Origin of the sequence: Pseudoalteromonas sp., from assembly GCF_018402495.1 — a bacterium.
Taxonomy (GTDB): domain Bacteria; phylum Pseudomonadota; class Gammaproteobacteria; order Enterobacterales; family Alteromonadaceae; genus Pseudoalteromonas.
Genome location: NZ_JAGYIU010000001.1, coordinates 285,900 through 312,512, shown reverse-complemented (window position 1 = coordinate 312,512; position 26,613 = coordinate 285,900). Strand labels below are relative to the sequence as shown.

At 40.6% G+C, this 26,613-nt stretch carries 29 protein-coding genes; 19 read left to right on the top strand and 10 right to left on the bottom strand.

The window, feature by feature from the left end; genetic code table 11:
• The 13 genes from lptE to KG708_RS01345 all read left to right on the top strand — a co-directional run bounded on the left by lptE (position 1) and on the right by KG708_RS01345 (position 10,531).
• The gene (lptE, locus tag KG708_RS01405) at positions 1 to 492 is read left to right on the top strand and encodes an LPS assembly lipoprotein LptE (RefSeq protein WP_016898943.1); all 492 of its coding nucleotides are present in this window, start codon (positions 1 to 3) and stop codon (positions 490 to 492) included.
• Entirely contained in the window at positions 492 to 1,532 is a 1,041-nt protein-coding gene (holA, locus tag KG708_RS01400; RefSeq protein WP_213607783.1) for a DNA polymerase III subunit delta, read from the top strand. Before lptE ends, holA begins: the two co-directional genes overlap by 1 nt.
• 11 nt (positions 1,533 to 1,543) lie before the next feature.
• The gene (gene nadD / locus KG708_RS01395) at positions 1,544 to 2,173 is read left to right on the top strand and encodes a nicotinate-nucleotide adenylyltransferase (RefSeq protein ID WP_213607782.1); all 630 of its coding nucleotides are present in this window, start codon (positions 1,544 to 1,546) and stop codon (positions 2,171 to 2,173) included.
• Between the two features lie 62 nt (positions 2,174 to 2,235).
• Entirely contained in the window at positions 2,236 to 2,553 is a 318-nt protein-coding gene (gene rsfS / locus KG708_RS01390; protein WP_013465348.1) for a ribosome silencing factor, read from the top strand.
• 37 nt (positions 2,554 to 2,590) lie between these two features.
• Entirely contained in the window at positions 2,591 to 3,061 is a 471-nt protein-coding gene (gene rlmH, locus KG708_RS01385; protein WP_213607781.1) for a 23S rRNA (pseudouridine(1915)-N(3))-methyltransferase RlmH, read from the top strand.
• A gap of 9 nt (positions 3,062 to 3,070) precedes the next feature.
• Complete coding sequence (gene mrdA, locus KG708_RS01380; RefSeq protein WP_213607780.1) at positions 3,071 to 4,951, top strand: penicillin-binding protein 2; 1,881 nt, start codon at positions 3,071 to 3,073, stop codon at positions 4,949 to 4,951.
• Positions 4,948 to 6,054 carry a rod shape-determining protein RodA gene (gene rodA, locus KG708_RS01375; RefSeq protein WP_213607779.1) on the top strand — a complete coding sequence of 369 codons (1,107 nt, stop codon included), beginning with the start codon at positions 4,948 to 4,950 and terminating at the stop codon, positions 6,052 to 6,054. The genes mrdA and rodA overlap by 4 nt, the downstream gene beginning before the upstream one ends.
• On the top strand, positions 6,054 to 6,815 hold the full coding sequence (locus KG708_RS01370; RefSeq protein ID WP_213607778.1) for a septal ring lytic transglycosylase RlpA family protein: 762 nt from the start codon (positions 6,054 to 6,056) through the stop codon (positions 6,813 to 6,815). The genes rodA and KG708_RS01370 overlap by 1 nt, the downstream gene beginning before the upstream one ends.
• Before the next feature lie 53 nt (positions 6,816 to 6,868).
• Positions 6,869 to 8,029, top strand: a complete 1,161-nt coding sequence (locus tag KG708_RS01365) for a serine hydrolase (RefSeq protein ID WP_213607777.1) — start codon at positions 6,869 to 6,871, stop codon at positions 8,027 to 8,029.
• Positions 8,030 to 8,238: 209 nt separating this feature from the next.
• A complete protein-coding gene (ybeD, locus tag KG708_RS01360; RefSeq protein WP_016898950.1) occupies positions 8,239 to 8,517 on the top strand; it encodes a DUF493 family protein YbeD in 279 nt (92 codons plus the stop codon).
• A gap of 19 nt (positions 8,518 to 8,536) precedes the next feature.
• Positions 8,537 to 9,190 (top strand): lipoyl(octanoyl) transferase LipB, encoded by a 654-nt coding sequence (gene lipB, locus KG708_RS01355; RefSeq protein ID WP_213607776.1) that lies wholly within the window; start codon positions 8,537 to 8,539, stop codon positions 9,188 to 9,190.
• Complete coding sequence (lipA, locus tag KG708_RS01350) at positions 9,187 to 10,152, top strand: lipoyl synthase (RefSeq protein ID WP_013465357.1); 966 nt, start codon at positions 9,187 to 9,189, stop codon at positions 10,150 to 10,152. The genes lipB and lipA overlap by 4 nt, the downstream gene beginning before the upstream one ends.
• A 139-nt stretch (positions 10,153 to 10,291) precedes the next feature.
• A complete protein-coding gene (locus tag KG708_RS01345; RefSeq protein WP_008109433.1) occupies positions 10,292 to 10,531 on the top strand; it encodes a hypothetical protein in 240 nt (79 codons plus the stop codon).
• Between the two features lie 105 nt (positions 10,532 to 10,636).
• On the opposite strand, the gene KG708_RS01340 is transcribed toward KG708_RS01345, so the two are convergent.
• From KG708_RS01340 to KG708_RS01320, 5 genes are all read right to left on the bottom strand, one after another.
• A complete protein-coding gene (locus KG708_RS01340) occupies positions 10,637 to 11,710 on the bottom strand; it encodes an aminoglycoside phosphotransferase family protein (protein ID WP_128583216.1) in 1,074 nt (357 codons plus the stop codon).
• A 195-nt stretch (positions 11,711 to 11,905) separates the two neighbouring features.
• Positions 11,906 to 12,781, bottom strand: a complete 876-nt coding sequence (locus KG708_RS01335) for a hypothetical protein (protein WP_213607775.1) — start codon at positions 12,779 to 12,781, stop codon at positions 11,906 to 11,908.
• A 15-nt stretch (positions 12,782 to 12,796) separates the two neighbouring features.
• Positions 12,797 to 13,246: a flavodoxin gene (locus tag KG708_RS01330; protein ID WP_213607774.1), complete on the bottom strand. Its 450-nt coding sequence runs from the start codon at positions 13,244 to 13,246 to the stop codon at positions 12,797 to 12,799.
• Positions 13,247 to 14,011: a tRNA pseudouridine(65) synthase TruC gene (gene truC, locus KG708_RS01325; protein WP_213607773.1), complete on the bottom strand. Its 765-nt coding sequence runs from the start codon at positions 14,009 to 14,011 to the stop codon at positions 13,247 to 13,249.
• A complete protein-coding gene (locus KG708_RS01320) occupies positions 14,004 to 14,324 on the bottom strand; it encodes a YqcC family protein (RefSeq protein WP_213607772.1) in 321 nt (106 codons plus the stop codon). Before KG708_RS01320 ends, truC begins: the two co-directional genes overlap by 8 nt.
• Positions 14,325 to 14,426: 102 nt before the next feature.
• Here KG708_RS01320 and KG708_RS01315 point away from each other — a divergent pair, with 102 nt between their 5' ends.
• Complete coding sequence (locus KG708_RS01315) at positions 14,427 to 15,455, top strand: DUF3549 family protein (RefSeq protein ID WP_213607771.1); 1,029 nt, start codon at positions 14,427 to 14,429, stop codon at positions 15,453 to 15,455.
• A complete protein-coding gene (locus KG708_RS01310; protein ID WP_213607770.1) occupies positions 15,456 to 15,755 on the top strand; it encodes a DUF3301 domain-containing protein in 300 nt (99 codons plus the stop codon).
• Positions 15,756 to 16,331: 576 nt separating this feature from the next.
• Here the strand turns inward: KG708_RS01310 and KG708_RS01305 are convergent.
• The gene (locus tag KG708_RS01305) at positions 16,332 to 16,982 is read right to left on the bottom strand and encodes a GNAT family N-acetyltransferase (protein ID WP_213607769.1); all 651 of its coding nucleotides are present in this window, start codon (positions 16,980 to 16,982) and stop codon (positions 16,332 to 16,334) included.
• Between the two features lie 295 nt (positions 16,983 to 17,277).
• Here KG708_RS01305 and KG708_RS01300 point away from each other — a divergent pair, with 295 nt between their 5' ends.
• From KG708_RS01300 to KG708_RS01290, 3 genes are all read left to right on the top strand, one after another.
• A complete protein-coding gene (locus KG708_RS01300; RefSeq protein WP_013465367.1) occupies positions 17,278 to 17,514 on the top strand; it encodes a DUF2789 domain-containing protein in 237 nt (78 codons plus the stop codon).
• A 97-nt stretch (positions 17,515 to 17,611) separates the two neighbouring features.
• Positions 17,612 to 17,878, top strand: coding sequence for a hypothetical protein (locus tag KG708_RS01295; protein ID WP_213607768.1), 267 nt, complete (start codon positions 17,612 to 17,614; stop codon positions 17,876 to 17,878).
• A 13-nt stretch (positions 17,879 to 17,891) separates the two neighbouring features.
• A complete protein-coding gene (locus KG708_RS01290; RefSeq protein WP_213607767.1) occupies positions 17,892 to 18,665 on the top strand; it encodes a Zn-ribbon-containing protein in 774 nt (257 codons plus the stop codon).
• A gap of 56 nt (positions 18,666 to 18,721) precedes the next feature.
• Here the strand turns inward: KG708_RS01290 and syd are convergent, their stop codons facing one another.
• Entirely contained in the window at positions 18,722 to 19,261 is a 540-nt protein-coding gene (syd, locus tag KG708_RS01285) for a SecY-interacting protein (RefSeq protein ID WP_213607766.1), read from the bottom strand.
• A 59-nt stretch (positions 19,262 to 19,320) separates the two neighbouring features.
• Here syd and queF point away from each other — a divergent pair, with 59 nt between their 5' ends.
• Positions 19,321 to 20,166 carry an NADPH-dependent 7-cyano-7-deazaguanine reductase QueF gene (gene queF / locus KG708_RS01280; RefSeq protein ID WP_213607765.1) on the top strand — a complete coding sequence of 282 codons (846 nt, stop codon included), beginning with the start codon at positions 19,321 to 19,323 and terminating at the stop codon, positions 20,164 to 20,166.
• A gap of 43 nt (positions 20,167 to 20,209) precedes the next feature.
• Here queF and KG708_RS01275 read toward each other — a convergent pair whose 3' ends face one another.
• The 3 genes from KG708_RS01275 to KG708_RS01265 are packed head-to-tail and all read right to left on the bottom strand — an operon-like array spanning position 20,210 to position 26,533.
• A complete protein-coding gene (locus KG708_RS01275) occupies positions 20,210 to 21,094 on the bottom strand; it encodes a peptidylprolyl isomerase (RefSeq protein WP_213607764.1) in 885 nt (294 codons plus the stop codon).
• Positions 21,095 to 21,119: 25 nt separating this feature from the next.
• A complete protein-coding gene (locus tag KG708_RS01270; protein WP_213607763.1) occupies positions 21,120 to 24,806 on the bottom strand; it encodes a translocation/assembly module TamB domain-containing protein in 3,687 nt (1,228 codons plus the stop codon).
• Positions 24,806 to 26,533 (bottom strand): autotransporter assembly complex family protein, encoded by a 1,728-nt coding sequence (locus KG708_RS01265; RefSeq protein ID WP_213607762.1) that lies wholly within the window; start codon positions 26,531 to 26,533, stop codon positions 24,806 to 24,808. Before KG708_RS01265 ends, KG708_RS01270 begins: the two co-directional genes overlap by 1 nt.
• Positions 26,534 to 26,613: the final 80 nt, after the last annotated feature.

Genomic DNA, 26,613 nt, shown 5'->3' with positions numbered 1-26,613 from the left:
ATGGCTGCTTTAAACGCCATTAAAAACGGACTAGCCTTAGTGCTAGTCTGTTTTTTGTTATCGAGCTGTGGCTTTCATCTTAAAAAAGCATCAAGCCTACCCGATGATTTAAAACAGCTAACGCTTGTGGGGGATGATCAAAAATCTGCTTTATTTAGCTATTTGCAAAGCGAACTGGCTATGAGCGATGTCACTTTAGTGCCTGCAAGTAAACAATCAGCGCAGCTATATTTATTTAAAGAACAATTAGAGCGTCAAACCTTATCGTTGTTCCAAAATGGACAAGTAGCTGAGTACGAACTGGCATACAGCGTAAGTTATGTAGTCAAACGCCCGAAACAAAAAGCCATCGAAAAACGCTTTGAGTTATACCGTAACTACCAAGACGATCCAGATAACGCACTAGCAAAAGCAAAAGAGCTTGAGCTGCTAATTAGCGAAATTCGCCAACAAGCGAGTCGTCGTATTGTTAGAGAGTTGTCGCAACTATAATGCGTTGTTATGCAAATCAGTTACCGAGCGAATTAAAAAAAGGCTTAAAACCTTTTTACTTAGTCTTTGGTGAAGAGCCCTTTCAAGAAGCGCACTGTGTACAGCTCATTCGCGATACTGCAAAGGCACAAGGTTTTGATGAAGTAATTAAATTCACTTTAGCTCAGGGCTTTGATTGGCAAGAAATAATAGCGCAATACCAAAGTATGTCGTTGTTTAGCGCACGCACTATTATTGAGCTTGATTTAAACCAGCAAAAACCGGGGACACCCGGCGCAAATACCTTTAAAAAAATAGTAGAGCTTGAAAACCCTGATACGATCTTAATCGTAAAAGGCGCCAAAGCCAGTCAAGATGTTCAGCGCGGTGCGTGGTTTAAAGCACTTGATAAGCGTGGTTTATTTGTCCCCTGCTACCCGCTTAGCGGAAATCACTTAAAGCGCTGGCTCGATGAGCAGTGTCAACGTTTGTCACTAAATATTCAAAACGAGGCCAAGCTCAGTTTAATGAATGCCACTGAAGGCAACTTACTTGCGTGCTATCAAGAACTCGAAAAACTAGCGTTAATACACGGTAATGCACTCATCACGCAACAACTGGTGATGCAGGGGCTGCTGAACCAAGCCAAGTTTGATATTTTTGATTTAAGCGACGCCTTGTTAAACGGCCACACCGCTCAAGCTATAAAAGTACTTAACAAACTTGCCAGTGATAACACTGAGATTGTGAGTATTTTATGGGCCATCAATAAAGACCTAAATACATTATTGAGTGTGCAGAAGGGGTTATTGCAAGGTGAGTCATTAGCGGCCTTATTTAAGCAAAAAGCGATTTGGAAAAATCAACAAGCGCCAGTACAAACAGCCATTAACAGGCTAAACATTCATACCCTAGAGAATATTAGCAGTGAACTGGCATTGTTTGATGTAAGCTACAAACAAGGCGCATTGATTGCCCCTTATCAAGCATTGGCACATATTTGTATTAAGTTTTGCCAACCGCTCGATATTCCACTGCCGTGCCATACTAACCGTCAGTAAAGGGAAAATACATGATTGCAATTTTTGGTGGTACTTTTGACCCCGTTCATTTGGGGCACCTTAATATGGCACAGCAATGCGTTGCGACCTTTAAATTACACTCACTCTATTTTATGCCCTGTGCAATACCCGCACACAAAGCGGCACCGGGGATCAGCACCGAGCATCGTATAGCAATGCTTAAAGCCGCAATTACACCTTATGCGCAGTTCAAGCTTGATTTACGAGAACTGCAACGTAGCGGCCCGTCGTATTCTTTATTAAGTTTGCAGGAGTTAAAAGCTGAAAACCCTGATACCCCTATTTTATTTTTAATTGGCATGGACTCATTTAACAATCTTGATAAGTGGTATCAATGGCAAACAATAACTCGCCTTTGCCATATAGTGGTGTATCAACGCCCAGGTCAAAGCTGCCATGTACAGGGGGAACTTAAAGACTACAAACAGCAGGCTGTGACCAACGATATTTCTTTGCTCAACAAAAAAAATGCCGGACACCTTTACTTTTTAGAGGGAGAACAGCTGGACGCCGCATCCAGCGAGATCCGTCAAACCCTTAAAAAAAGTACTAAAAAGAGTGAACTATTACCCGACCCCGTGAGTCACTATATTAAGCAGCACCAGCTTTATCAAGAGTGATTGGTATAAACCCCTCAGCGTGTTAAAATAACCGCTATTAAATTTTAAATTGAGACAAAACCTTGGATTCGAAACAACTACTCGCTTTTGCACTAGACAAAATTGACGATATGAAAGCACGTGATGTGATTCAACTTGACGTAACTGGCAGCTCAGACGTAACCGATTACATGATTGTATGTTCAGGCACATCAAGACGTCATGTATTGTCAATTGCTGATAACTTAGCAAAAGAAGCTCGCCACGCTGGTGAAGAGCCATTAGGGTATGAAGGCCAAAGCGATGGCGAATGGGCACTCGTTGATTTAGGTGATGTGATTGTTCACGTTATGCAAGATCAAGCACGTAGCTATTACGATCTAGAAAAGCTTTGGGGCTAATTGCTCCCTATTTTAGACAACGCTTGGAAGTAACGTCGTGAAAATACAAATGATTGCTGTTGGTACAAAAATGCCAGCATGGGTAGAGACAGGTTTTGCAGAGTATCAACGCCGCTTTCCCAAAGATATGGCATTGGAACTCATTGAGATCCCTGCTGGTAAACGTGGAAAAAATGCCGATATAAAGCGTATTTTGCACATTGAAGGTGAAAAAACCTTAGCCGCCATACCTAAGGGCAATCGTATTATCACACTAGAAGTAACCGGTAAAGCACTGGATACTCATCAACTAGCGAAAAACATGGAAAAGTGGCAGCTTGATGGTCGCGATGTCAGTTTATTAATTGGCGGACCTGAAGGCTTAGCTCCAGAGTGCATTGCTGCCTCTGAGCAAAAGTGGTCGTTGTCTAATTTAACGCTTCCGCACCCTTTAGTACGTATTATCGTTGCTGAAAGCCTCTACAGAGGCTGGAGCTTAAATAACAACCACCCTTATCATCGCGAGTAGTTTCTTGCCATGCTAAAACGAAGACCCACCATTCGCGACCACTCAGCAGAAGCTAATTTATTTGCTCGGCGTGCATTCGTGGGTTTTATTTTTATATTAGCCCTTGTAGCAATATTGCTGTCTAACTTATATAAAATCCAGGTTGATGATCATCAAGATTATCAAACTCGTTCTAACGACAACCGTATAAAAGTTATACCCATAGCCCCCAATCGCGGTTTAATTTACGACCGTAACGGTGTTTTACTCGCCGAAAATAAACCCGTTTATAATCTTGAAGTGATCCCCGAAGAGGTTGATGATTTAACTGCCTCTTTGAAGTCTGTCAGCGAAATTATTGAAATAACCGAGCAACAACAAGCTGATTTTCTTGATGATATAAAACATACCCGACGTTTTAAAAGCCAAGTCCTCAAAGCCCGTTTAAATGAAAACGAAGTAGCGATGTTTTCAGTAAACCAACATAAGTTCCCAGGCTTTAGTATTGAGGCGCGCCTAGCGAGATATTACCCGTTTGGTGATACTTTAACCCATGCTTTAGGCTATGTTGCAAGGCTCAATAGAAAAGAGTTAAACAAGCTTGAGCAACAAGATGAAGCTACTAATTACAGAGCGACCCATGATATTGGCAAGCTGGGTATCGAAAAATATTACGAGCCTATGTTGCATGGTAAGGTAGGCTCACAACGGGTTGAAGTAAATAACCGTGGTCGAATTATTCGTACCTTAAGCATGGTTCCACCGCAACCGGGTGACGATTTAGTGCTTACTCTCGACATTGGTTTACAACAAATAGCTCAACATGCACTTAAAGATATGCGCGGCGCTATTGTGGTTCTGGATGCAAAGGATGGCGGCGTTTTAGCGCTTTATTCAAACCCTAGTTATGACCCAAATTTATTTGTGCACGGTATTAGTAGTAAAGACTACAAAGCCCTGCTTAATCCAGATCGCCCGCTTATAAATCGTACCACTCAAGGACGCTATGCTCCAGCCTCGACTATTAAACCCCATATGGCAATTTTGGCATTAGAGGAAAATATAGTGCAAGAAGAAACCACCATGTGGGATCCAGGTTTTTTTCAAATACCAAACGTAGAGCATAGGTGGCGAGATTGGCGACGTTGGGGCCATGGTCATGTTGATGTTTACAAAGCAATTGAAGAGTCATGTGATACCTATTTTTATGATGTAGCGTATCGCATGGGGATCACCAAAATAAGTAACTTTATGGCCCGCTTTGGCTTTGGTGAACTATCCGGTATTGATATACATGAAGAAACAACCGCTATTTTACCCTCAAAAGAATGGAAGGAAGCACGCTTTAAAGAAAACTGGTGGCGTGGCGATACTATTTCTGTAGGAATTGGCCAAGGTTATTGGACTGCCACCCCCATTCAAATAGCTAATGCGACTAATATTTTAGTTAACCGAGGAATAAATCACCCTCCTCACTTAGTGCAAGTAGCTAAAAAAGAAGACCAGATCACCCAACTCAATAATGAAGAAAAGCCACCTGTTGTTCTCAATAATGAGGATAACTGGCGCATCGCTATTGATGCTATGCATAACACAGTCAAAAAGAGTACAGGTACAGCACATCGTGCGTTTAAAGGAGCGACTTACGACCCAGCAGGTAAAACGGGGACAGCTCAAGTAGTAAGTATTGCTCAAGGCGAGCGTTACGACGCCGATGCACTTAAAGAGCGCCAACGTGATAACGCAATTTACGTCGGTTTTGCTCCTTTTGATAGCCCACAAATTGTCGTCTCTATCGTAGTAGAGAATACCGGTGGGGGCAGCTCAGTAGGTGCTCCCATCGCGCGCCAATTAATGGATTATTATTTTGCAGCGAATCCCATTCAATCAACAGGGGATAAAGCACCATGACGGCCTTACATGATAAACGTTCTATTTGGCTGCGCCTGCATATCGACTTGCCACTTTTAATTGCTTTATTACTGATGATGGCCGGCAGTATCACTATAGTGTACAGTGCCTCTGGCCAAGACTCTGCTATGGTGATCCGCCATGTAACCCGTATGGCAGGCGCAATTATCGGCATGTTTGTGTTAGCGCAAATCCCACCCGCTACGTTAAAACGCTTAGTCATTCCCATGTATTGCTTTGGACTACTTATGCTGGTAGGAGTACTGCTATTTGGTGTAAGCTCTAAAGGGGCTCAACGCTGGTTAGATTTAGGTATTACCCGCTTTCAACCCTCAGAATTAATGAAACTAGCCGTACCTATGATGGTCGCTTGGTATATTGGTCGTAACCAGTTACCACCGCGTCCGCTACATTTAATTATTGGCTTTGCCGTTGTTATGTTGCCAACCCTACTTATTAAAGAACAGCCCGATTTAGGTACCTCAATTTTAATTGCCAGCTCGGGTGTGTTTGTATTGTTCTTGTCTGGCTTGAGTTGGCGTTTAATAGGCTTTTTAAGCTCGGTTGTTGCTTTGGCAGCATGGCCATTTTGGCACTACGGTATGCACGATTATCAAAAGCAAAGAGTACTGACCTTTTTAGATCCTGAGAGCGATCCGCTGGGTTCTGGCTATCATATTATTCAATCAAAAATTGCCATTGGTTCAGGCGGAATTGAAGGCAAAGGATGGCTGCAAGGTACGCAATCGCAACTAGAATTTTTACCTGAACGACATACTGACTTTATTTTTTCAGTACTGAGTGAAGAGTTTGGCTTATTTGGTGTGTGTGTTTTACTTAGTTTATATTTATTTATTATTGGCCGTGGACTGTATATTGCGGTTAACGCACAAGACGCGTTTGGTAAACTATTAGCCGGCTCACTCACGCTCACATTTTTTGTTTATATTTTTGTAAATATTGGCATGGTATCGGGTTTGCTGCCTGTTGTAGGTGTACCGTTACCATTAATTAGTTATGGCGGTACCTCAATGGTGACCCTGATGGCTGCATTTGGCATTATTATGTCGATTGCCACAGATAAAAGGATGCTCTTAAAATAATGCGCCTTTACAAACAACTTATAATTATTATTCTCGTGAGCCTCTTTTTAAGTGCTTGCAGCAGTTCAAATAGTCGTTACAGCATGCGCCATGATGCGGCGCCGCTTCGTGCACCGACCGAATTAGAAATGCAAGATGCCATTGTTATCCAAGTTATTAAAAGTGCGAGTACTACGCGCCCCTACGAAGTGCTTGGCAAACGTTATACCCCGATGCTCGATGAAACAGGTTATTCAGAAACGGGTATTGCCTCATGGTATGGCCGAAAGTTTCATGGTTATCATACATCTAACGGTGAAATTTACGACATGTTCGCAATGACGGCCGCTCACAAAACCTTACCATTACCTAGTTTTTTGCGTGTTACAAATATTAAAAATGGTAAATCAGTCATTGTTCGAGTTAATGATCGTGGCCCCTTTCATGATGACAGAATTATTGATCTTTCCTATGCTGCTGCATACAAACTTGGTTACCACAAATACGGTACAGCAGAGGTTAAGCTAGAAGCTATTACGCTTGCCGACAGCCATGCACGGAAAACCTACGTTCAAGTTGCCGCAGGCAGTACTTTAGCCAACATAGAAGCGTTAGCAAACACATTGCGAGATCAGTATAACTTACCAACCAATATCGTTGAAAAAGACGCTATTTATAGGTTGCATTTAGGGCCAATAAAAGATGCCTTACATGCGCAACAGGTATTAAAAACATTGAAGCAAAATCAATTTCAGAACGCGTTCTTGCTTTACACTCAGTAAGCACCTTAGAATGTGTGCAGCATAAATTTTAACTTTAACCATAAATGAGTATGATGAAATCTATTAAATATAAAATTCTTACGGGTGTTTGCGGCATATTATGTTCTGCCGCCGTGTTTTCAGCTACTGCCCAAATTATTCCTGAGCCCCCACAAATTAACGCAAAAGGGTACTTTTTAGTTGACTTTACAACCGGAAAAGTCATCGCGCAAGGTGAAGCAGACACTAAATTAGCCCCTGCAAGTTTAACGAAAATGATGACCAGTTATGTTATTGGTACAGAAATTAAATCCGGTAATATTGCGCCTACAGACATGGTGACTGTGAGTGAAAAAGCGTGGGCAAAAAACTTCCCTGAATCATCAAAAATGTTTATTGAAGTTGGCAAACAAATAAGTGTTGATGACTTAAACCATGGCATTATTATTCAATCAGGTAATGATGCGTGTGTCGCCATGGCTGAGCATATTGCAGGCAGTGAAAGCGCCTTTACCGATTTAATGAACGCGCATGCAAAAAAATTAGGTATGGATAATTCGCGTTTTGCCAATAGCCACGGTTTAGACAGTGATGATCAATTTACAACACCACGAGACATGGCAACACTAAGCACTGCACTTATCCGTGATGTCCCTGATGAATATGCACTTTATGCACAAAAGTCATTTACTTTTAATGGTATTAAACAGTACAACCGCAATTCATTATTATGGGATGAAAGCCTAGATGTAGATGGGATAAAAACAGGTCATACCTCAGAAGCAGGATACAGCCTTGTTACCTCTGCAACTAAAAATGATATGCGTTTAATTGCCGTTGTAATGGGCACCTCAAGTGAGCGCGCGCGTAAAGTAGAAAGTAAAAAACTACTAAACTACGGTTTTCGCTTTTTTGAAACAATTACCCCGTATAAAGCCGGCGATAGCTTTGCTGAGCAACGTGTTTGGATGGGTAATAAAGAGAACGTTTCTTTAGGAATTTTAGAAGATACACCTATTACTATTCCTCGTGGTCAGCATAAAAACCTTAAAGCAAACTTTGAGCTAGACGATACCCTTGAGGCACCTTTAGCTAAAGGCACTAAAGTAGGTACTTTATTTTTACAGCTTGAAGGCGAAGATATTGCACAATATCCGCTAGTTACACTTGAAGAAATACAAGAAGGTAGTTTCTTTAGTAAAATATATGACTACTTACGCTTACAGATTATGTAAACGCGAGTAAAGTAATATGAACGCCTCCACTGTGAGGCGTTTTTTTTTGCTTGAAAAGTGCTAGAATGCGCCCCATATATACCAATCGTATTGAATGACTATCATTGACTGCGGTCAACAATAGCATCATTTCAAGATTGCCATTAGCCTGTCAGTTTTAAGCTTCGCGTTTTAGCAAAGCCAACACTTTTGTTTGAGGAGTTCCCGTCGTGGTTGAACCTGTTAAAGACACTAAATTTGATGAGTACTTAGAGTACCCTTGCCCATTTACATTTAAAATTATGGGTCTAGCTAACGTAAACTTAACTGATCAAATTTTAGCTAAATTACAACCTATTGCTCCAGGTGATTATGCGCCAAAAGTAAAACCAAGCAGTAAAGGTAATTACGAGTCTGTAACGCTAGTAGCTACTGTAACAAGCGGCAAACACATTGAAGAAATTTACAACGTGATCAGCAACATCGATGACGTACGCCATATGCTTTAATCCATAGTTGAGATTTTTTGTGAGCGAAAACACCCTAATCGTACGCCAACTGGGTCGTCAGCGTTACATGCCGATTTGGCAAAAAATGCAAGACTTTACCGACACCCGTGATGAAAATACCCCAGATGAAATTTGGCTGGTAGAGCATGAAAGTGTATTTACCCAAGGCCAAGCCGGTAAAGATGAGCACTTGCTCGCCCCAGGTGACATTGAAGTGATTAAAGTGGATCGTGGCGGACAAGTCACTTACCACGGCCCTGGTCAGCAAATGATGTATGTATTATTTAACTTACGCCGTTTAAAAGTTGGCGTACGAGAGCTAGTAACATGGCTTGAGGAATGTATTATTGAATCCCTTGCTGAGTACGGTATTGATGCATACGCAAAAGCCGATGCACCCGGTGTTTACGTGAACGACAGCAAAATTGCCTCTTTAGGCTTGAGGGTTCGCCGTGGCTGCTCATTTCATGGCTTAGCATTAAATGTTAATATGGATCTTAGTCCATTTTTACGTATTAATCCTTGTGGCTATGCGGGCATGAATATGGTGCAAACTAAAGAATTACATGGCCCTCAAAACCTTGAAGCTGCAGGCCAAGGGCTGGTAAAACACATGATCAAAAAGCTTAATGCAACACAGGTTAAGCATACTGAAGGGTTTGAAAACGAATGAATAAACCAGTCAAAATGGAACCAGGTGTAAAACTACGCGACGCAGAAAAAATGGCGTTGATCCCCGTTAAAGTTTTACCCACAGAAAAAACTGAAATGCTCCGTAAGCCAGAGTGGCTTAAAATCCGCTTACCCAAGTCAACTGAGCGGATTGACGGCATAAAACAAGCAATGCGTAAACATGGCCTTCACTCGGTATGTGAAGAAGCGTCGTGCCCTAACTTATCAGAATGTTTTAACCACGGCACCGCCACTTTCATGATTTTAGGGGCTATTTGTACACGTCGTTGCCCATTTTGTGATGTTGCACATGGCCGTCCATTAAAGCCCGATGCAGCAGAGCCTGAAAAGCTTGCACTGACCATTAAAGACATGAAGCTAAGCTATGTAGTGATCACTTCGGTAGATCGTGATGATTTACGTGACGGTGGCGCTCAACATTTTGCCGATTGTATCCGTGAAATTCGTAAGCACAATCCAGAAATTACGATTGAGATATTAGTACCCGACTTTCGTGGTCGTATGGACAGAGCGTTGGAAATTTTAATTGAAACGCCGCCTGATGTATTTAACCACAACCTAGAAACAGCCCCCCGTTTGTACAAATTGGCGCGTCCAGGTGCTGATTACAAATGGTCACTTGAATTATTACGCCGCTTTAAAGAAGCGCACCCTGAGGTTAAAACTAAATCGGGGTTAATGGTTGGTTTAGGTGAAGAAATTAGCGAAATTGAAGAAGTGCTGCGTGATTTACGTGAGCACAACGTTGATATGCTAACCGTAGGCCAATACCTACAACCCTCTAAGCATCACTTACCAGTAAAACGCTACGTGCCGCCTGCTGAGTTTGATGCACTAAAAGAGTATGCTGATGAAATTGGCTTTACACACGCGGCTTCTGGCCCGTTTGTACGCTCAAGCTATCACGCCGATCAACAAGCAGCGGGTAAAGAAGTAAAATAAACCTTGCTGATAAACAAAAAGCTGCCAACGAGCAGCTTTTTTTGTTTATGGGCGTTATTTTCAGCAAATGTAAAATAAAGTTAGGCTAAAGCGGGGTTACTTGAGATAATTACTGCTGATACCCTTAATTAGGTTCATTATGAAACTATTAGTTCGCAACTTATCTCGTGCTACCACTGAGCATGAGCTTCGTACTTTATTTACAGCGCACGGTAAAGTGACCACCTGTAACTTAGTACTCGATAAAGAAACTGGCCAATCAAAAGGTTTTGCTTTTGTAGAAATGCCAAACGACATTGAAGTTAAAGGCGCTATTAAAGCCCTTAATCAAACAACCGTTGATAAAAGCAAAATCCGTGTAAAACTAGCCGATGCTTAATAACGATTGAGGGGTTGGAAGTTTATACGTATTTTCAGCGTTTAACCTCGCTTTATATTGCTCAAAGCTTAACTTTAACACTTTGAGCAATATAACCGATTGGGCTTATATCTTAGTTAACATCGCCTTTAATACCTGCTGCTTACTTACTATATCCCTGTACAACGCAAATTGATTTTTTGCGCGATCTAAATTGTGTCTCTCATATTTAACACTAAAGTAATTATCGCCGTCTATATAGTCGGTTAAAAAGCGTAAGCCAATCATAAAAGGCATTACTTTAGCACCTAACCAAAAGCTTTGTTTTTCTGCGGCCGTTAATACTGACTTTAATGGTTCAACGTAACCTTTAACAATTGCTGCAAAAATGTCTTCACGAACACCTACTTTTTCAAGCGCTGTTGAATCTTCTTGCTCTGCAGAGCAGAATGTTCTGACCATATCGCCAAAGTCATTAAGCCAATAACCTGGCATACAGGTGTCTAAATCAATCACCGCTTTTGCATCATTTGAATCTGAACAAAATAGCATGTTGTTTATTTTAGTATCGTTATGACACACGCGAATAGGGACTTTTCCAGCTAATGCATTGAGCTCATCAATGAGTGAGAACTGCGACAAGCAAAAATCAACCTCCTCCTGACAATGAGCTACACGTTTATGAGGATCGGCGTTAATAACTTGCTTAAAAACCTCTGCACGCATGGCTAAATTATGAAAGTTAGGGATAACTGCATGTAATTTGTTAGCGTCAAAATCCTCTAATGCTGCAGCAAATTGGCCAAATGCATTAGCCGCGGTTTGCGCTTGGCTAACAGTATTAACCACATCTTCGCTGTAACTGCCACCAATAAACTCAAGGGCTCGCCAAGTATCGTTATTATTATTTACTAAATAGTCATGCTGAGTTGTTGCTACATGCCGCACAATGGCTAAGTTGAACTCACCGACTTGCTGCTTTTTGCTTAAGTGTCGTTCTATTAATCTTGCATTATCAACAAGTAACTGTGGTTTTGGGAATACCACCGTATTGAGCTTTTGTACAACCAATGACCGCTTAGGTGTGCTCAATAACATGGTAGTATTGATATGCCCACTACCAATGGGTTTTATACTCGCATGCTTATCGTCAAGGCCAAAATTCTCAGATAAGTAAACTTCTATAGGAATTGAATTCATTTTCTACTTCACTCTTTTCGCCCAAGGCGACAATAATTTATATCAATTGCATTAAATAGCGACAAGGAAATAACGCGATAGCAAGGCGAAAATTATGATACATAGTTGTTCTATATAAATAATTTTTAACGCAGGAAGCGGGTTATTTAATACGCTAGATTGATCATATTTTTAATAAAATTGGTATTAACACCTTTACGCTTGACGCAATGCGCACAAAGTAGCCGCAATGCTTGTCAGTTCTGATTTATAGGTAACACCAAACCAAGGCTCTTTTGCAGTGTATACAAATACAGGCTGAGCTTTGTCATTAATCGCTTGCTGGATTTGATCAGGTAAGTAATATTCTTGCTGAGTATTAGCGTTATATTGCTGTAAAAACGTCTCAAAACCTTGTTGCAAATAATCAAAAAAGCACGGCGTGATCCCCCAAAAACTCATAGATCCTAGCGCATCTCGGCTAATTTTTTCACGCAAGCCCTGCGGATTATTTCCAACAATATGTGCAGACTCTTTTTGAATATTTAAATATTCCGTCACTGCAACAAGCATTCCATCAGCAATACTACATACTCCGCGATTAACCCCACCGTGCTCAGAGAGGGTGTTGATAATCGGGTACCCCACCATTGCCCATTCGGGGCTATTTTTAAAATGCTCACTAAGCAATAAAAATGAAGACGCACCATAATAGTCATCTGCGGTAATAACAATTGCAGGGTTGTTAATATATGCTTTGGCACACAGTAACGCATGCCCTGTGCCCCATGGTTTTATACGTTGCTGTGATGGTGCTTTGTATGCATCAGGAACAAGCGCGTTATGTTGCTCTACTAATACCACGTCAAGGGCTTTAGGTAAGCGAGGTAAAATAGTGTGTTCTATCTCACTGCGAACGGCTTGATTAATGATCAACACAACCTGTGTCACACCGGCGCGATACGCATCAATAATGCTTAACTCCATAATCGTGCAATTTAGCCCAGGTATTTCTGCTATTTGTTTATTGCCGCCAAAGCGACTACCTAAGCCACCCGCAAGCACAATCAAACTCAGTTTATGTTTTTTCATTTATAATCTACACGTTTAAGCGGGTAATTTAGCAAGCCAAGCTTGCAACCAAGGCTCAGTGACCGGCCATGGCTCAAAGTCTTCACAGGCATCGATTTCGAGTCGGTTACCAACAGGTTTAGCTTGCAAATCGCGCAATAACTCATCAAAGCTGCGCCCTGCCCCACAAAACGTATCACCGTAACTTCTATCACCCATGGCAACAATACCAAAAGGCTTGTCTGTTAGCATTGGAAAAGTACTATTTAATTGATGATAAAGGTCGGCTAAATTATCAGGAATATCGCCTTGCCCAGTGGTCGAGGTAACAATTAAAATATGCGAAGCATTTTTTATATCTTCTAAAGTAGGTTGCTCGAACACACTAACTTGATGGCCAGCTTGATCTAGCGTGTCGCTAACCTGCTCACTTAATCGCTCTGCACCGCCATACACGCTGCCAACAAAAATACTAATATGTGCCATTTAATAATCCTCTTCTTGTTCTGGCCAACCCAGCTGTTTGCAAATGTTTAACATTGCATCACCCAGCGGCGCTTTAATTGTTATGAGTTCATTATTATAAGGGTGCACAAAGCTAAGCGCTGATGCAAACAACATTAGACGGCGAAGCGAAAAATGCTCCCTAAAAAACTGATTATGCTGGTTATCGCCATGATTTACATCACCAATAATAGGCAAAGACAAGTGCTTTAAATGCCGACGTATTTGATGTTTGCGACCCGTTTTAGGAAAACACTCTACCAAAGAATAACGAACAGTTGGGTATTTTCCTATTGGGATAGGCAGCGTTGCTTGGTACAAACAATTAAACTGAGTTTGCGCTTCTTGTGCGGCTTTATCTTGATCTGCAAACTTATCGGCTATTTTGTCGAGCTCTTCTTTTAATGGTTTATCTAAAAAAACAGATTCAGGGGCAAAGCCACGTACCAATGCTAAGTAACGCTTTGTAATAGTGCCATCAATAAATAATTGGTTCATATCTCGGGCCGCTTCTGAACTTAACGCAAATAGCAGCACGCCGGATGTTGGCCTATCAAGGCGATGCACAGGAAACACATGCTGACCGATTTGATCGCGCAGCATTTGCATTGCAAATTGGGTTTCGTGTTTATCTAAAAATGAGCGATGAACAAGTAAGCCCGATGGTTTATCAATCGCTACATAGTTCTCATCTTGATAGAGAATGTTCAATTCACCGTATTCAATTGGCGCCGGACGTTCAGCCATCTGACTCTCCTAGCAATGAATCTAATTGGGTCAGTAAAGCGATAATCTCTTCACTGCCTGATTTATCAGTGAGTGTCATTTGCGCCATCGGGGCAACTGCAAAATTGCGCGGTAACGGTTGCTTGTTGTCAATTAACTGCTGTAACTTTTCAATAAATACAAACTGCAACCATTGCTCAAATGCCAGTGTATCGTGGCAAAATGGTACACTGGAACTTAATAAGTCGGGGTTTATAGGCTCAACCTGCCACAGTTGATACTTTTTAAGTAGCGCCGCTAATTGCTGTAAATATATGTGGGTTTGCTGGTACATAATCACCCTTTTATCGTTGTATTATGCAATTATACCCTGTTCCCACAACAGTCGCTATGGCGTATAATTAGGTAATTTTGTAGTAAAAACAGTTGGAAATCCATGAGTGAACATATAGCTACGTTAGGCCAGCTTTTAGATGGTGCAGGCACTCAATGGCGTGCTTTTGATATTGGCAGGCACATCACCAAGCTTGATAAACAACAATTTTTAGCCGTTGAACAAGCGCAAATTCCTTACCCTTACCCATTAGCAGGTCATGCATGGTTAGCGATTCAGTTTTGGGATAGCAAAGCCAGTAAAGAACCTTATGTTTGGTTCTTAAAATTCCCACTTGATGAGCAAAGTAAATTAGTAAGCGCGAGCCGTGATCACTTTGCAGATATGGTTATTCAGGCACTAGGAACAGAAATTACCGGCGAGCAAGCCGATGGCACACTCGATAACAACCCTTATGTATTTACTCCGAACGCGAATAAATTAGCGGCATTTAATGCACAAATTAAAGTGTTGCTAAAACAACCCGCATCGCAATACTACGAACACGCCCAGCTTTACTTTAGTGGCAAAATTGGCTTTGATAATTGGCAAAGTGTGGCATTACAAGGCATTGCCGATTTTGCGTATCGTCTTAACAGTGCTGATAACTTAAAGCACCTACAAGCAGCGTGGCCTCAGTTACCTGTTGAAGTATTACAACCATTAAGCGCAATGCTTGAACACATTGAGATCCCCCCCACTTTAAGCGAACTATTATTAAGTTATGGGCAAACGGCGCTTAATAATAAGGATGCTATAGCGGCGACAGCTGCACTGCGGGCAATATCATCAGCACAAGCTAAAGGGCTAAGTGCGCAACTTGTTGACTGCGCGCTAAACTCACCTTTAAAACACGATTCCGATGTATTATTAACTATTGCGGGTCGCTGCTTTAAACAGTTAGAAGAGCCAAAACGCTTACATATATTTATGGAAAACTGCGCCCATCATGAAAAAATAGCTGAGCTATTTCCTAGCGTTTTTGCGGATTTAGTTGCAATTGCGACTATTCGCCCACACTTATTAGCTTTATTACGTGAAGAAAACAGAAGCGAGACATTGGCTCGCGCAATTGGAAGGTTATTCTCTTAAATGGCTAGTTTATGGACGTTCATACTTATTGGTGTTGTTATTTATTTTTTTTGGCTTAATCGCAAAATAGCCGAAGCAGCGAACGTCCATGCCAAACGCCAAAGCGAGCAATTGCAAGTGCAACTTATGAGCGTAGCTTGCAGCAAGCGCCGGTTTGGCATTTTAAAAAGTGGTAAACCCGGAATGAAAAGCGAATTTATATTTGAATTTTCAAGTGATGGTGAAAGCGCCTACCAAGGGGTATTGATCATGGAAGATGAAAAACTAAAAAGTGTGGTTGTGCCGCCACATAAAATATAATTTCTTAGCACAAAAAACTAAGGCGTAACCTCAGTTACGCCCCAATTGCAAACATCCTGTAAGGTATCCTTTACCTGTTCCCTGTTTATCATCCTCTGAACGAGCAAACTACCGTGTTTACTCTCCATTGCAGCCTGCAATATCCACTTGCCTCCTTGGCTATCCTGCGCGCATCATCCTTGGTGTCCTTTAAATAGCTCCCAGCTATTTTAGTACTCCGTGTACTTCCTGTTTCATCCCTGCATCCGTGTTAACTTGTCCTTTGTGCTTCCTGCTAGTAACTACTTAGTTGCCTGATTCCTTATCCGTGGCAGTAGCTCAGTCGTTGGGCTATGTCGTCTTGACAAAGTAAAGTTTAAAGCAAACGCGTTACTATGATAGTAAGAAAAACAAAAAAAGTGGCTGTCATAAAATTGAAAAATAAAAATAGCTATACATAACAGTCGCTTAATATTTTAAAGGAGATAAAATTAGTGTTTAAACTGATAAGGCGCACGCTAATGTAAGATATATCTTACGTAGGTACGCCCTATTTGGAATGTTTGCTTGGGAAAGTGATTCGCTAAATCCTGACATTTATTCTGGCGTTGCAGTTTTAAATAGTATTTCACCTTCAACTCGGTTAAATGTGAGCTGCTTAAAATGCTCAAAACCTTGTGATTTAAAAAATTGCGTATGTTCGTCACGAGTCACAAATACCGCTATACCAGAGGACTCAGGATTGTCATGTAATAAACCATCTAAGCCTTTAAGTAGTTTGCGACCAAAGCCTTGACCATGAAAATGTGGGTCAACGGCGATAAACGCTAAAAAGTAGTAATTGCCTTGCGGCTTTAGTGCATCACGAATAGTTTTTTCTTTTTCAATTAACTGATTGGTTTGCAAATAACCCGCACTTAACATCAGCTTTAATCGCCAGTGCCAATAACGCTCAGCGTGTAATTGACTACTTGACTCAAATACACAGGCAACCGCTTTTAACTTATCGTTACGATAAAGGCCAATTAAAGGCTGTTTTTCTTGCCAAAAGCTACTGAGCTCTTCGCGAATAAGCGCTCGAAGTTTTTTCTCATACTCCAAAGGGTTCTGCTCTTTATACCCAAGCAAACTTTGTAAAATGGGATCGTGTTGATAAGCCTGATATATTAAGCTTGCTGCAGTGCTGATATCTTCAGGCGCAATATGTTGCACGCTATATGTGTCTGTTGATTCTGCTGTGGCTGTCATTTTATTTCCTTTATTATTTTATACCCTTTGTCATTACGCCGCGTAACTTGTTTGGGATTAATTTTGAACTACAACGATGACCAAATGCTCATATAACTATATACCTAAGTGGAACAAATAAGCGAATTTACATTTTAGTGAGTACTCTAATCTGCTGCGTTGAGTCAGATCATGCTTTAACGACTTGCCGAACAATAAATAAAGCGTAAATTCAGTAAGGGTTAAACTGGCTAGATATATCATTCCCCCCTAGAGTTAATAAGTATTAAGTATTAATTCATTAAGGAGCACGATTATGGATACGACTAAGCACGACATAAATACATTGTTCGCACAATTAGGGTTACCTAATACAGAAGCAGAAATAGATGCATTTATTGCATCGCATGCCATTTCGGATACCACATTATTGCAAGATGCTCCCTTTTGGGATGAAGCCCAACAACACTTTATTGCTGAATCGCTGGCGGTTGATGGCGATTGGAGTGAGGTAATTGACGAACTCGACTCTCGCCTTCGTCAAAATAATTAAATCGCGCATTTTAATGTGTCTGAGCCACTTTATTGTTACCATACCTGCTCGCAACTTCCATGTTGCGAGCTTACTTTATTAAAGAGTTATAAATCGAATGAATGCTGCTGTATTTGAAGCTATTAAAGTCCTTCTTGATGAAGGCAAAGTCCCCACTGTTGCACTAACTAAAAGCCGTTTAGTAAAACCACTTCCTATGCCGGTTATTATTGCAGCAGTGAGTCAATATAAAAATAATCCCGATTCAATTTATAATTTAATGAAAACACCCGAGCAAGCAAGTAACTCAGATCCTAAAAAAACTCAGTTAGATAGAATTGAGCAAAAACTTGATCGATTACTTGCTTTGCTAGAGCAAAAATAATTTGAGACTATAAATGTTTGTTGTTGATTTAACATTTGATTGCTACCAAGACACAACCCTAGAGCAAGCTGAGCAAGCAATAAACCGCTTAGTGAATGCATTACGCTTTAATGGCCAAATCATTGGAGAGGAATTTCCAACGGTTTTAAAAGATGGCTATTTTATTACTCGTGTAATGTGCCCAACCGAAGATGCCATGCACCCACTTAATAATAGTGCGTTTGTTAAACACAGTATTGAAAAACTTCATGATGCTGGTTTGCTTGCTCCTAAAGTAAAAATAATAGGCCAAGACATACATTCTAATGGTGCCGATAGCTGTAAAGCGCCCTCGAGCTATATTTTATATACCACCTATGTACATACCTGTAGCCCGCTGTATTGCGGGGATGATTTTTTGCCTGTGCCATTATTTAATATTCCAGCAATTGCAAATGGCGACTATAAAACACTAATAAAATGGCAAGAAGATTGGCAAGCGTGCGATCAAATTCAAATTAATGGTGCAACTCGCTGTGAATTTCCAGCCCTTGAAGAAATAGCCAGCACGCAAAGTGATTTATACCGCCGTGGTAAAGATATAACTAAACGGATTAGTTTTTTAACTAAAAAGCCTGTTTACTATTATTTATACCGTGTAGGGGGTGTTGATAAAGCCTCTGAACTTGAACGCAAATGTCCGAGTTGCCATAGTGAATGGAAATTACCCGAGCCTTGGTTTGGCTTGTTTGATTTTAGGTGTGAACCGTGTGGTTTAGTCTCTAATATTTCGTGGGATTTTCAATAAATCCCACACTTAAGGTGCTATGTCTAAAAACATCACACCTTAAAACTACCTTATAATTATACTGTCAACGATGCTATAAATTCACTGAGGTTTTTGGCAAGTACATGATGTGGCTTTTTACCTACATACTCTAGGCACACCTCACCTGTTTCTACTAATACGGTAACAAGCAAATCGTCTTGGTCGGTTAACCCAATAAATACACTTGGCGCTTGTTTGAGTTTACGTTTCATTAAAACATGACCGGTGATATTTTGTTGCAGTAGGTCAAAATCATCTTCATTCCATGCTTGTAATAATTCCACTTGGTGTCCGTCAATATTGGCTACAACACTGCCAGCAAACATATGACCATAAAATTGACTCAACGCCTCTGGAAACTCAAGCTCCAATGCGTTAGCGAGATCGGTTAATGAACCTGTAGGCTCTCTAACTATCGCTTGCCATTGGATCATGCCATGTTCATCGGCGCTACCTATTTCACATGGGCTTGGCCATTGCTCATCGTGAGCAATAAGTGGGCGCTTTTGTGTATTAGCAATGGTTTTTTCACTAAATTTTTCGTGAAGTTGAGCTAATTGCGTTGCAACAGACATACTATGAAACTCATTTAATTTATATATAATGTCCCCATTGTAACTATTTAAGAGCAAACATGACAGATTACAGCAATTCTCCCGATCTTAAAGGCAGCGTACTTGGTCAATCTACTGAGTATGTCGATCAATACATGCCCAGCTTGCTTTTTCCTATTGCTCGCAAGCTTAATCGCGATGCATTAAGTATTGATGAAACTGCGCTGCCGTTTAAAGGCCAAGATATATGGACAGGTTACGAACTGTCTTGGTTAAATACTAAAGGTAAGCCTCAAGTTGCGGTGGCGTTGTTCACTTTCGACTGTCAAAGTAGTCATATTATTGAATCAAAGTCGTTTAAGCTTTATTTAAACAGCTTTAATCAAAGCCGTTTTGGGAGTATTGACATTGTTAAACAACATTTAATTGACGACTTATCCAATGCGGTAAACAGCCCTGTAAAGGTAACCTTATACAACGCTGATGACTACGATTGTATTCCTTGCACACCGCTTCCAGGTGAGTGTATTGATGATTTAGATATTGAAATTGATAACTATCACCTTGATGCGCACTCGCTAAAATCGCAAAGTGAAAAGCTCGTCACCGAAACTCTGCATAGCCACCTGCTTAAATCTAATTGTTTAATCACGTCGCAACCGGATTGGGCGAGTATTATTATTCGCTACACAGGTGAGCAGGTGTGTCGTGAGTCATTATTACGCTATTTAATTTCGTTTCGTACCCATAATGAGTTTCATGAGCAGTGTGTGGAGCGTATTTATAGTGACTTAACCACGCAGCTTAATATGAAAGAGCTTGAAGTGTATGCGCGTTATACGCGCCGTGGCGGGCTAGATATAAACCCATATCGCTCAACTCATTATAACGAAACCCCATTTTCGGTAAAAATAAACCGTCAATAAGTGTCGCGTTACCTTAACAAAAAAGGAGCCTGAGGCTCCTTTTTTAGTCATTAAGTTGCTTAGTTGGCACCGCCATGCCACACACATCAATATAATTGGGGCTATGCACAAACCATTCTTCACTGCGGTTCCCCCGAGCAGCAATCAATTGTTTGAATGCATCAGAGTCTGTTTTCATTACTTTAAATCGACTACTATCGTCTGTTACATCAGCTAATACTTGTAGATCCGTAATGGGGTTAAATTCGGTGTTCTCAGTTGGCGTTCGCGCTAGCTGATGAAAATGTGCCATGCCTGTTAGCACCCGCCCAAACACGGTAATGTTTTTGTCTAAATAACGCGGCCCTTGACCTATAGTGACAAAAAACTCACTGCTAGCACTGTTTATACCGTTATTGCGCGCCATTGCAAATATGCCGTGGCAATGAATTTGCCACGTTTGTGTGTGCGCTTGGTTTTGTGCAACAGCAAAGCCATTTAAGAATCCCGTTACCGGTGCATAACCATCACTGCCCATCTCGGTTATTGAAAGTGGCTCAGTGGTGGTTAAATAAAATTCCGCTGGCACCGTGTTATCTTTAGTTTTGGCTAACTTTTTACCCGTACTATCGCCACCTTGAGCTACAAACCCTTCAACAAAACGGTAAATGTGGGTACCTTGATAAAAGCCTTGTCTTGCCAGTTTTTTAATATTCTTACTATGCTCAGGCGCAAGCTGTGGGTTAAGCTCAATATATGCAGCGCCTGTGGGCAGGGTTAACTTTAAAATATTCTCTGGATTTACCCACCGCCATTGCTCATCTTTTGCCGCGGCAATAATCTCACTGCTTGTTAAACCTGTTGTCAGTTCGGCTGGTGATTGGGCACTTTGCTGGGCGCAGCCACCTAATAAAGTTGCCGCTAATAGTGTAACCACGCACTTTTTCATACCATTCCTTTTTTAATAGATATAATTAATCCCAATTAAACTTGTACAGTACATCTACGTTTTGATACAAACCACTGGTTATTTCTATGTATAACTTTGAGAGTAACTGATAACGCACTGCCACTTCACTCAAAGAATTAAACACACCCACGCTGTATTTTACTTGTAAACTTGGCGCTAAATAACCTGATATTTCTACTTTTGTTTGATCACCACTGCCTTTAGAGCTCAAGCTAACATCAGACAACCCAAAGGTTTCACCTAACTTAGACACAATCCCTTCGCTACGGCTTACGCCTTGCGAAAGTAAAAGTTGCGTTAACATCGCATCGGTAGAACTATCTCCTTCACCGAGTGGTTGACCGTTTAATAAATACGCCAATGCTTGGGCTTGATCCATCGCCGGCTCAGAGAATATTTTTAATTTAGGTTGATCAACATTACCTGTTAAAGTAACCCCTGCAATAACCCCGTCGGCCGTATTCTCTGGGTTACGAATAGCTTTAATATTTAAATATGGTTTATCTATAGCACCACTAAAACCAATTTGCCCTGTTCTAATAATTAAGTCTTGCCCGAAGGCTAAATAGGTTCCTTCAATTAAATTAAGCTCTCCGGTGGCAATTATCGGCGTACCTGAGTTCATTTTAAGTGCTAAGTCACCAACTACTTTAGACTTAAGCCCAAACGATTCCACTTTTACATCATTTTTTGCTATTACTTTTAAATTTATGTCGTAATCAAAAGGGACTTTTTTGGATGCTTGCGTTTTTTGATCAACAATAATTTCGTCATCACTAACTTGCACCGCCCCCTCAGGTAACTCTTCAACTTCAATACGCCCATAAGGTACAACAACCTCTCCTTCAACATTAAGTACGTTACCTGACAAACCAATTTTGAGTTCGGGCGATATTTTAAATACAACGTCTTGCTGTGCTTTAACAAAAAAGTCATTACCAACAACATCAACATTAATTAACGGTTGCTCGCCTTGCCAATCAATATCGCCGACAAGTTTTATTTGCCCACCTTGAGGATCGTTTAAATCCCCCTTAATTGTTGCCGTTGTTTTATTAAACAATACATTAAGATTAGAATTTTTAAGTGCAATAGGTAATCGCTCGCCCTCTAAATTAATGTCTGCAATATTGAGATCTCCGTCTAACTGAGGGTCTTCAAGCGTTCCAGCTAATGCAATCTGGCCGCTAATTGTGCCTTTTAGTTGCTCAAGCGTGTCTAAAAAAGGCTGAATATCTGAGAGTAAAATTTTATCTATAGTGACATTACCAGAGAGCGTTTGCGTATTTTGAATGTCGTCAATATTTATTTCGGTTGCTATTTTGCCTAGCACACTGGATGCTAAGTTAGCTTCAATCATACCAACCTGCGCATCTGAAAAAGCACTTATACTGAGTGTTTCTATAGGAAGTTTAAGTCGCGCTTCTTCAGAGGTGAGTATCGCATTGAGCCCATTAGAATTGACATTCGCTCTGAGCGTTTTAAGTGCACCCGACTGCCAATTAGCAGCAAAATCACCGGTTAACTCTCCACGTGTGCGAATATTATCAGGTAATAAATGGTTAAGCTCTGCAAGCGAGAGGTTAGTAAGCTGTGCATTAAACTTCCCGAGTGCTTTTACTTGTGACAAGGTATCTATACACAGCTTGCTTTGAGCTGACTGCCAACAATGAGCGCTTACATCAAAATCCCCGTTTTGTGTATTCACCATAACGGATATTTTTTTAGTATTATTAAAACTCAGCTTTTTATCACTAAGGGTTATGTCACTTAGCTCACCATTCCAAATGGCATTTTTCATTTTGCCAGTAAGCTCAAGTTCTACCGCGCCTTTTTCGGCATCAATCGACGCACTCAGTTGATGATCTGTTTTATCACCAGTGGCCGCTATGTTTATATTATTAATTTGCTGCCCAGCGACCAGTGCAGATGCAACATTAACACTGAGATCAGTTTGCCAATCAGCGGCCGTATCTAGTTGAGATTTTATAGCGAGTTTATTAATGTTTATCTCATTAAAAATAAAGCGCTCTAGCATAACAACTAAGTCAACCGAAGGAGTTAATCTGTTGCCGCGTACTTTTAAGTCCGCTTTACCGTTAGCAATAAAAGGCAGATTAGCCTGCTCATCACTATTAAGCGTAATATCACCGTCAACTTGCCATGTATCATCTACCTGCCCATTCAAAGTTAACTTGTTAGCACCACTGCTTAAATAAAAACTATCGATATCCGCTTTTAATTGATTATCTAACTTAAAGTTTGCAGCAAACGCTAAGGGGACGTTGTTTAATAAGCCGGCTAACTTAGTCTTGTTCATTTGTAGCTGCCAGGTATCGGCTTGGGCGTTAAATACGCCTTTAAACGTCCCTGAAACATCACTAGTTAGTGCATCGGTTAAGTATTGCGCTTTCAAATTTGATAATACGCCGCTAAAGTCTGCTTTGATTCCCTGTTGCCAATCAAGCTGTGCCTGAATATTCGCAGCGCTATCGTTGGCTTTTAAAGCAAGCGTTTCAAGTGTGGCTTTTGTTAGTGTGCCCTTTAGCTGAGCATTTAAATCTACACTTGGGTAAGCATCTAACTGAGTATTACCCATTAAACTTAGTTGATAGTCGTTTGCATTACCTTGGGCGTTTAAATTGACGTTTTTAACCTTTAGCTCTTTATTTTGTGTATTAATAAGCCATTGATTAATTTTGCCATTAACACTAAAGGGATAGTTTTTCTGTTTGAGGTTGGCTGTTGCTTTTAAATTTAAAGGAAACAACCCTGTGGTATCAAGCGCAATGTTAAGCTTGGCTAGATCACCATTTATATTAAGCGCAGCTCCATGTTCATTCCCTTTTAAGCTAATGTTGCCGTTAATAGGCATAGCCCCTTCAAGTGTTGCATCAAGCTGAGTTTTTAACTGCCACTGCTGATAACCTGCCGATAGTGACTGTACCTTAACAGTGGCATCTTCTACGCTCATTTGCAGGGCAATATCATCAATTGAATAGTGTTGCTCGCCCTGATTTATTGTTACGTTGGTGATATTGAACTGCTCAACATTGATGTTAAGTGGTGAGATAAAATCGATATTGGGTAACGCTGGCAATTCATTAATAGCCATTGTTGTTTGTTGATTAGCCGCTGCTTTTTGAGCTGCGGTTTGCTCTTTTAATACCACATTAATGCGAGGAATGGTTAAACGTTTAATTGTAATATCAGACCCTTCTGCCTTTGCCGACAATTGCAGGGTATTTAGTGCTACATTTGCACTTGAATGATCTAAAATAAATTCATCAATAGTGAGGTTTTTTAATGCAATATTAAAGGGTAAGGTTATTTTTTCTAATGCTGCGGTTGGTGTATCGCTTTTATTTTCAGTGCTTGGTGGCAAGGTTAATTTAATCGACTTAGCACTTAAATTATCAATACAGATACCATCACATTGCCACCAAAATAAATCTATCTTTAGTTGCTGTGCATTAACGCTTACGCCATTTTGGTCGAACTGTAAGTTAAACGCGTCATTGTATAAAAATCGGCCATTTTTTATTTCAATTGTTAAGCCATCAACCCATTTATTCGCTGTGTAAGCAAGCAATTGATTCCCTGGAGCGGTAAACAAAATGCAAAAAAGGGTAACTAAAAGCGAAACTAAAACAGCGCTAATTATCGCCGTCACTTTTTTAAATACAGTCATTAAATTTCAGGCCCTATGGTAATACTTAAACGGGTACTTTTACTTTCTTTTGTGAGCCCCCACGCGTGATCAACTCTTATTGGCCCAACCGGTGTTAAATAACGAAAACCAAACCCCGCGCCCACTTCAAATTGCTCTGAAAAATCATTAGTAGCTGTACCGCCATCAACAAATAGTGCAGCTCGCCAATTTTTTGCAAACTGGTAATTGTATTCAACGGTGCTCGCTAATAAATATTTACCACCTATGCGTTCTCCTTGCTCGTTTTGCGGAGAAATAGACTGATAAGCAAACCCTCTCACACTCTGATCGCCACCGGCATAAAATCGCAAAGAAAAAGGCACATTATTAATATCATCAACAATCATTGCCCCTACATTTGCTTTTAAAAACAGCAGATGGCGGTCAAGATAAGTGCGTAACCAAGCATGTTGCAGCTGTAATCTGACCAAATTTGTACTTGATAGAGCACTCTCAAGCCCAAATTCAGCTGAAATTGACCATTGTTCTCCCCAATAAGGTGTGGTGCCCCCTTTGGCATGTTTACGGGCATAACTGATCCCAGGCATTAACATTTCGGTTGTTTTTTCTTCAGCGTCACCTATGCGGTAGGTCTCTTGCTCACGTTTCAAAAAAGCGGTTCGCACCCATTTGTGCTCAGTTAACCATTGCCGCTGAAACTGACCCGTTAGAATTTCGCTATATGTATTATTACTCAATTCATCTTCTAATTTATAACCCACTGAAAAACGCCATAAATCATCGTTCGGATCGTTCACTGGCACAGTATAAGCCATAGAAATATCTTGCTGCTTCTGAGAAACATTTACATTACTCTCAAGATAGTGCCCATTATCGGTGATCCACGGTTTACTCCATTTAAAGCGTACTTTTGGCCCTAAATCTGTGCTAAATCCCCCACCAATTTCGTAACTATTGTCTGGCTTATGCAACACGTCTACGTTTATGGGTACTTGACCCTTTGCTCTTGCTGTAATGTCAGCATATACACGCACACTGGTAAAATAAGGGGTACTTGATAAATCAAGATTATATTCAGAAATACGCGAAGCGATATAAGGCTGACCCATTTTAAATGGTGCCAAAGAGCGGATGTATTTTTGTGCAGGCGTATCACTTGCGATTAAAATATCGCCAAATTGGTAGCGCACCCCGCTATTTATAACAAACGTAATTGCTGCGCTGTGCTTTTTTAACGATACCTCAAATTGTCTAACAGGCCATTTTGCATCAAAATAACCATGCTCTAACAACACGGATTCAATTTTTTTATGTGCGCTGTTATAAACCCCATGATTGAGAATATCGCCTTGTTTTAAATTAAGGCCTTCAATGGCTTTTAGAATAAATGGATCCTGCTTTGCCTCATCGTTAACGGTTATAGTGAATGATGCAATACGTGTGGCTGGGCCTCGCTCAATGTTTACAATGAGTTCACGCTCGTCTTTATCAAAATCAATATTTACTACTGGACTGTAATAACCTAAGGCTTTGATACTGTTCTCAACTTGCGTTTTTGCATACCGACGAAGTGTACGGGTTGGTTTTTCACCAACAAGTTGTTTTAAATAAAGTGCAACGTTATTTTCTAAGTCGCCACTGATCCCTTTAATTTCATAATCTTCAATTATATTTTCAGAGGCAATAGAAGACAGGCTTACTAATAAGCAAAAAAAACAAAAAAACTTTAAAAGCTGATTGAACAAGTAAATATCCTTACTGTGGTATCCATAAAATAAACCGCTAAACAGAGATATACTACCATAGCCACAATGAGCCTAACATT

What these genes read in the sequence shown, in the direction of transcription:
- nadD (WP_213607782.1), top strand. Translation starts at nt 1,544, where the DNA reads ATGATTGCAATTTTTGGTGGTACTTTTGACCCCGTTCATTTGGGGCAC.
- KG708_RS01330 (WP_213607774.1), bottom strand. Translation starts at nt 13,246, where the DNA reads ATGGCACATATTAGTATTTTTGTTGGCAGCGTGTATGGCGGTGCAGAG.
- syd (WP_213607766.1), bottom strand. Translation starts at nt 19,261, where the DNA reads ATGTCTGTTGCAACGCAATTAGCTCAACTTCACGAAAAATTTAGTGAA.
- queF (WP_213607765.1), top strand. Translation starts at nt 19,321, where the DNA reads ATGACAGATTACAGCAATTCTCCCGATCTTAAAGGCAGCGTACTTGGT.
- KG708_RS01365 (WP_213607777.1), top strand. Translation starts at nt 6,869, where the DNA reads ATGAAATCTATTAAATATAAAATTCTTACGGGTGTTTGCGGCATATTA.
- KG708_RS01315 (WP_213607771.1), top strand. Translation starts at nt 14,427, where the DNA reads ATGAGTGAACATATAGCTACGTTAGGCCAGCTTTTAGATGGTGCAGGC.
- KG708_RS01295 (WP_213607768.1), top strand. Translation starts at nt 17,612, where the DNA reads ATGAATGCTGCTGTATTTGAAGCTATTAAAGTCCTTCTTGATGAAGGC.
- KG708_RS01340 (WP_128583216.1), bottom strand. Translation starts at nt 11,710, where the DNA reads ATGAATTCAATTCCTATAGAAGTTTACTTATCTGAGAATTTTGGCCTT.
- lptE (WP_016898943.1), top strand. Translation starts at nt 1, where the DNA reads ATGGCTGCTTTAAACGCCATTAAAAACGGACTAGCCTTAGTGCTAGTC.
- KG708_RS01300 (WP_013465367.1), top strand. Translation starts at nt 17,278, where the DNA reads ATGGATACGACTAAGCACGACATAAATACATTGTTCGCACAATTAGGG.
- rodA (WP_213607779.1), top strand. Translation starts at nt 4,948, where the DNA reads ATGACGGCCTTACATGATAAACGTTCTATTTGGCTGCGCCTGCATATC.
- KG708_RS01275 (WP_213607764.1), bottom strand. Translation starts at nt 21,094, where the DNA reads ATGAAAAAGTGCGTGGTTACACTATTAGCGGCAACTTTATTAGGTGGC.
- KG708_RS01370 (WP_213607778.1), top strand. Translation starts at nt 6,054, where the DNA reads ATGCGCCTTTACAAACAACTTATAATTATTATTCTCGTGAGCCTCTTT.
- KG708_RS01270 (WP_213607763.1), bottom strand. Translation starts at nt 24,806, where the DNA reads ATGACTGTATTTAAAAAAGTGACGGCGATAATTAGCGCTGTTTTAGTT.
- truC (WP_213607773.1), bottom strand. Translation starts at nt 14,011, where the DNA reads ATGGCTGAACGTCCGGCGCCAATTGAATACGGTGAATTGAACATTCTC.
- holA (WP_213607783.1), top strand. Translation starts at nt 492, where the DNA reads ATGCGTTGTTATGCAAATCAGTTACCGAGCGAATTAAAAAAAGGCTTA.
- mrdA (WP_213607780.1), top strand. Translation starts at nt 3,071, where the DNA reads ATGCTAAAACGAAGACCCACCATTCGCGACCACTCAGCAGAAGCTAAT.
- lipA (WP_013465357.1), top strand. Translation starts at nt 9,187, where the DNA reads ATGAATAAACCAGTCAAAATGGAACCAGGTGTAAAACTACGCGACGCA.
- KG708_RS01335 (WP_213607775.1), bottom strand. Translation starts at nt 12,781, where the DNA reads ATGAAAAAACATAAACTGAGTTTGATTGTGCTTGCGGGTGGCTTAGGT.
- KG708_RS01345 (WP_008109433.1), top strand. Translation starts at nt 10,292, where the DNA reads ATGAAACTATTAGTTCGCAACTTATCTCGTGCTACCACTGAGCATGAG.
- KG708_RS01310 (WP_213607770.1), top strand. Translation starts at nt 15,456, where the DNA reads ATGGCTAGTTTATGGACGTTCATACTTATTGGTGTTGTTATTTATTTT.
- KG708_RS01290 (WP_213607767.1), top strand. Translation starts at nt 17,892, where the DNA reads ATGTTTGTTGTTGATTTAACATTTGATTGCTACCAAGACACAACCCTA.
- KG708_RS01305 (WP_213607769.1), bottom strand. Translation starts at nt 16,982, where the DNA reads ATGACAGCCACAGCAGAATCAACAGACACATATAGCGTGCAACATATT.
- KG708_RS01320 (WP_213607772.1), bottom strand. Translation starts at nt 14,324, where the DNA reads ATGTACCAGCAAACCCACATATATTTACAGCAATTAGCGGCGCTACTT.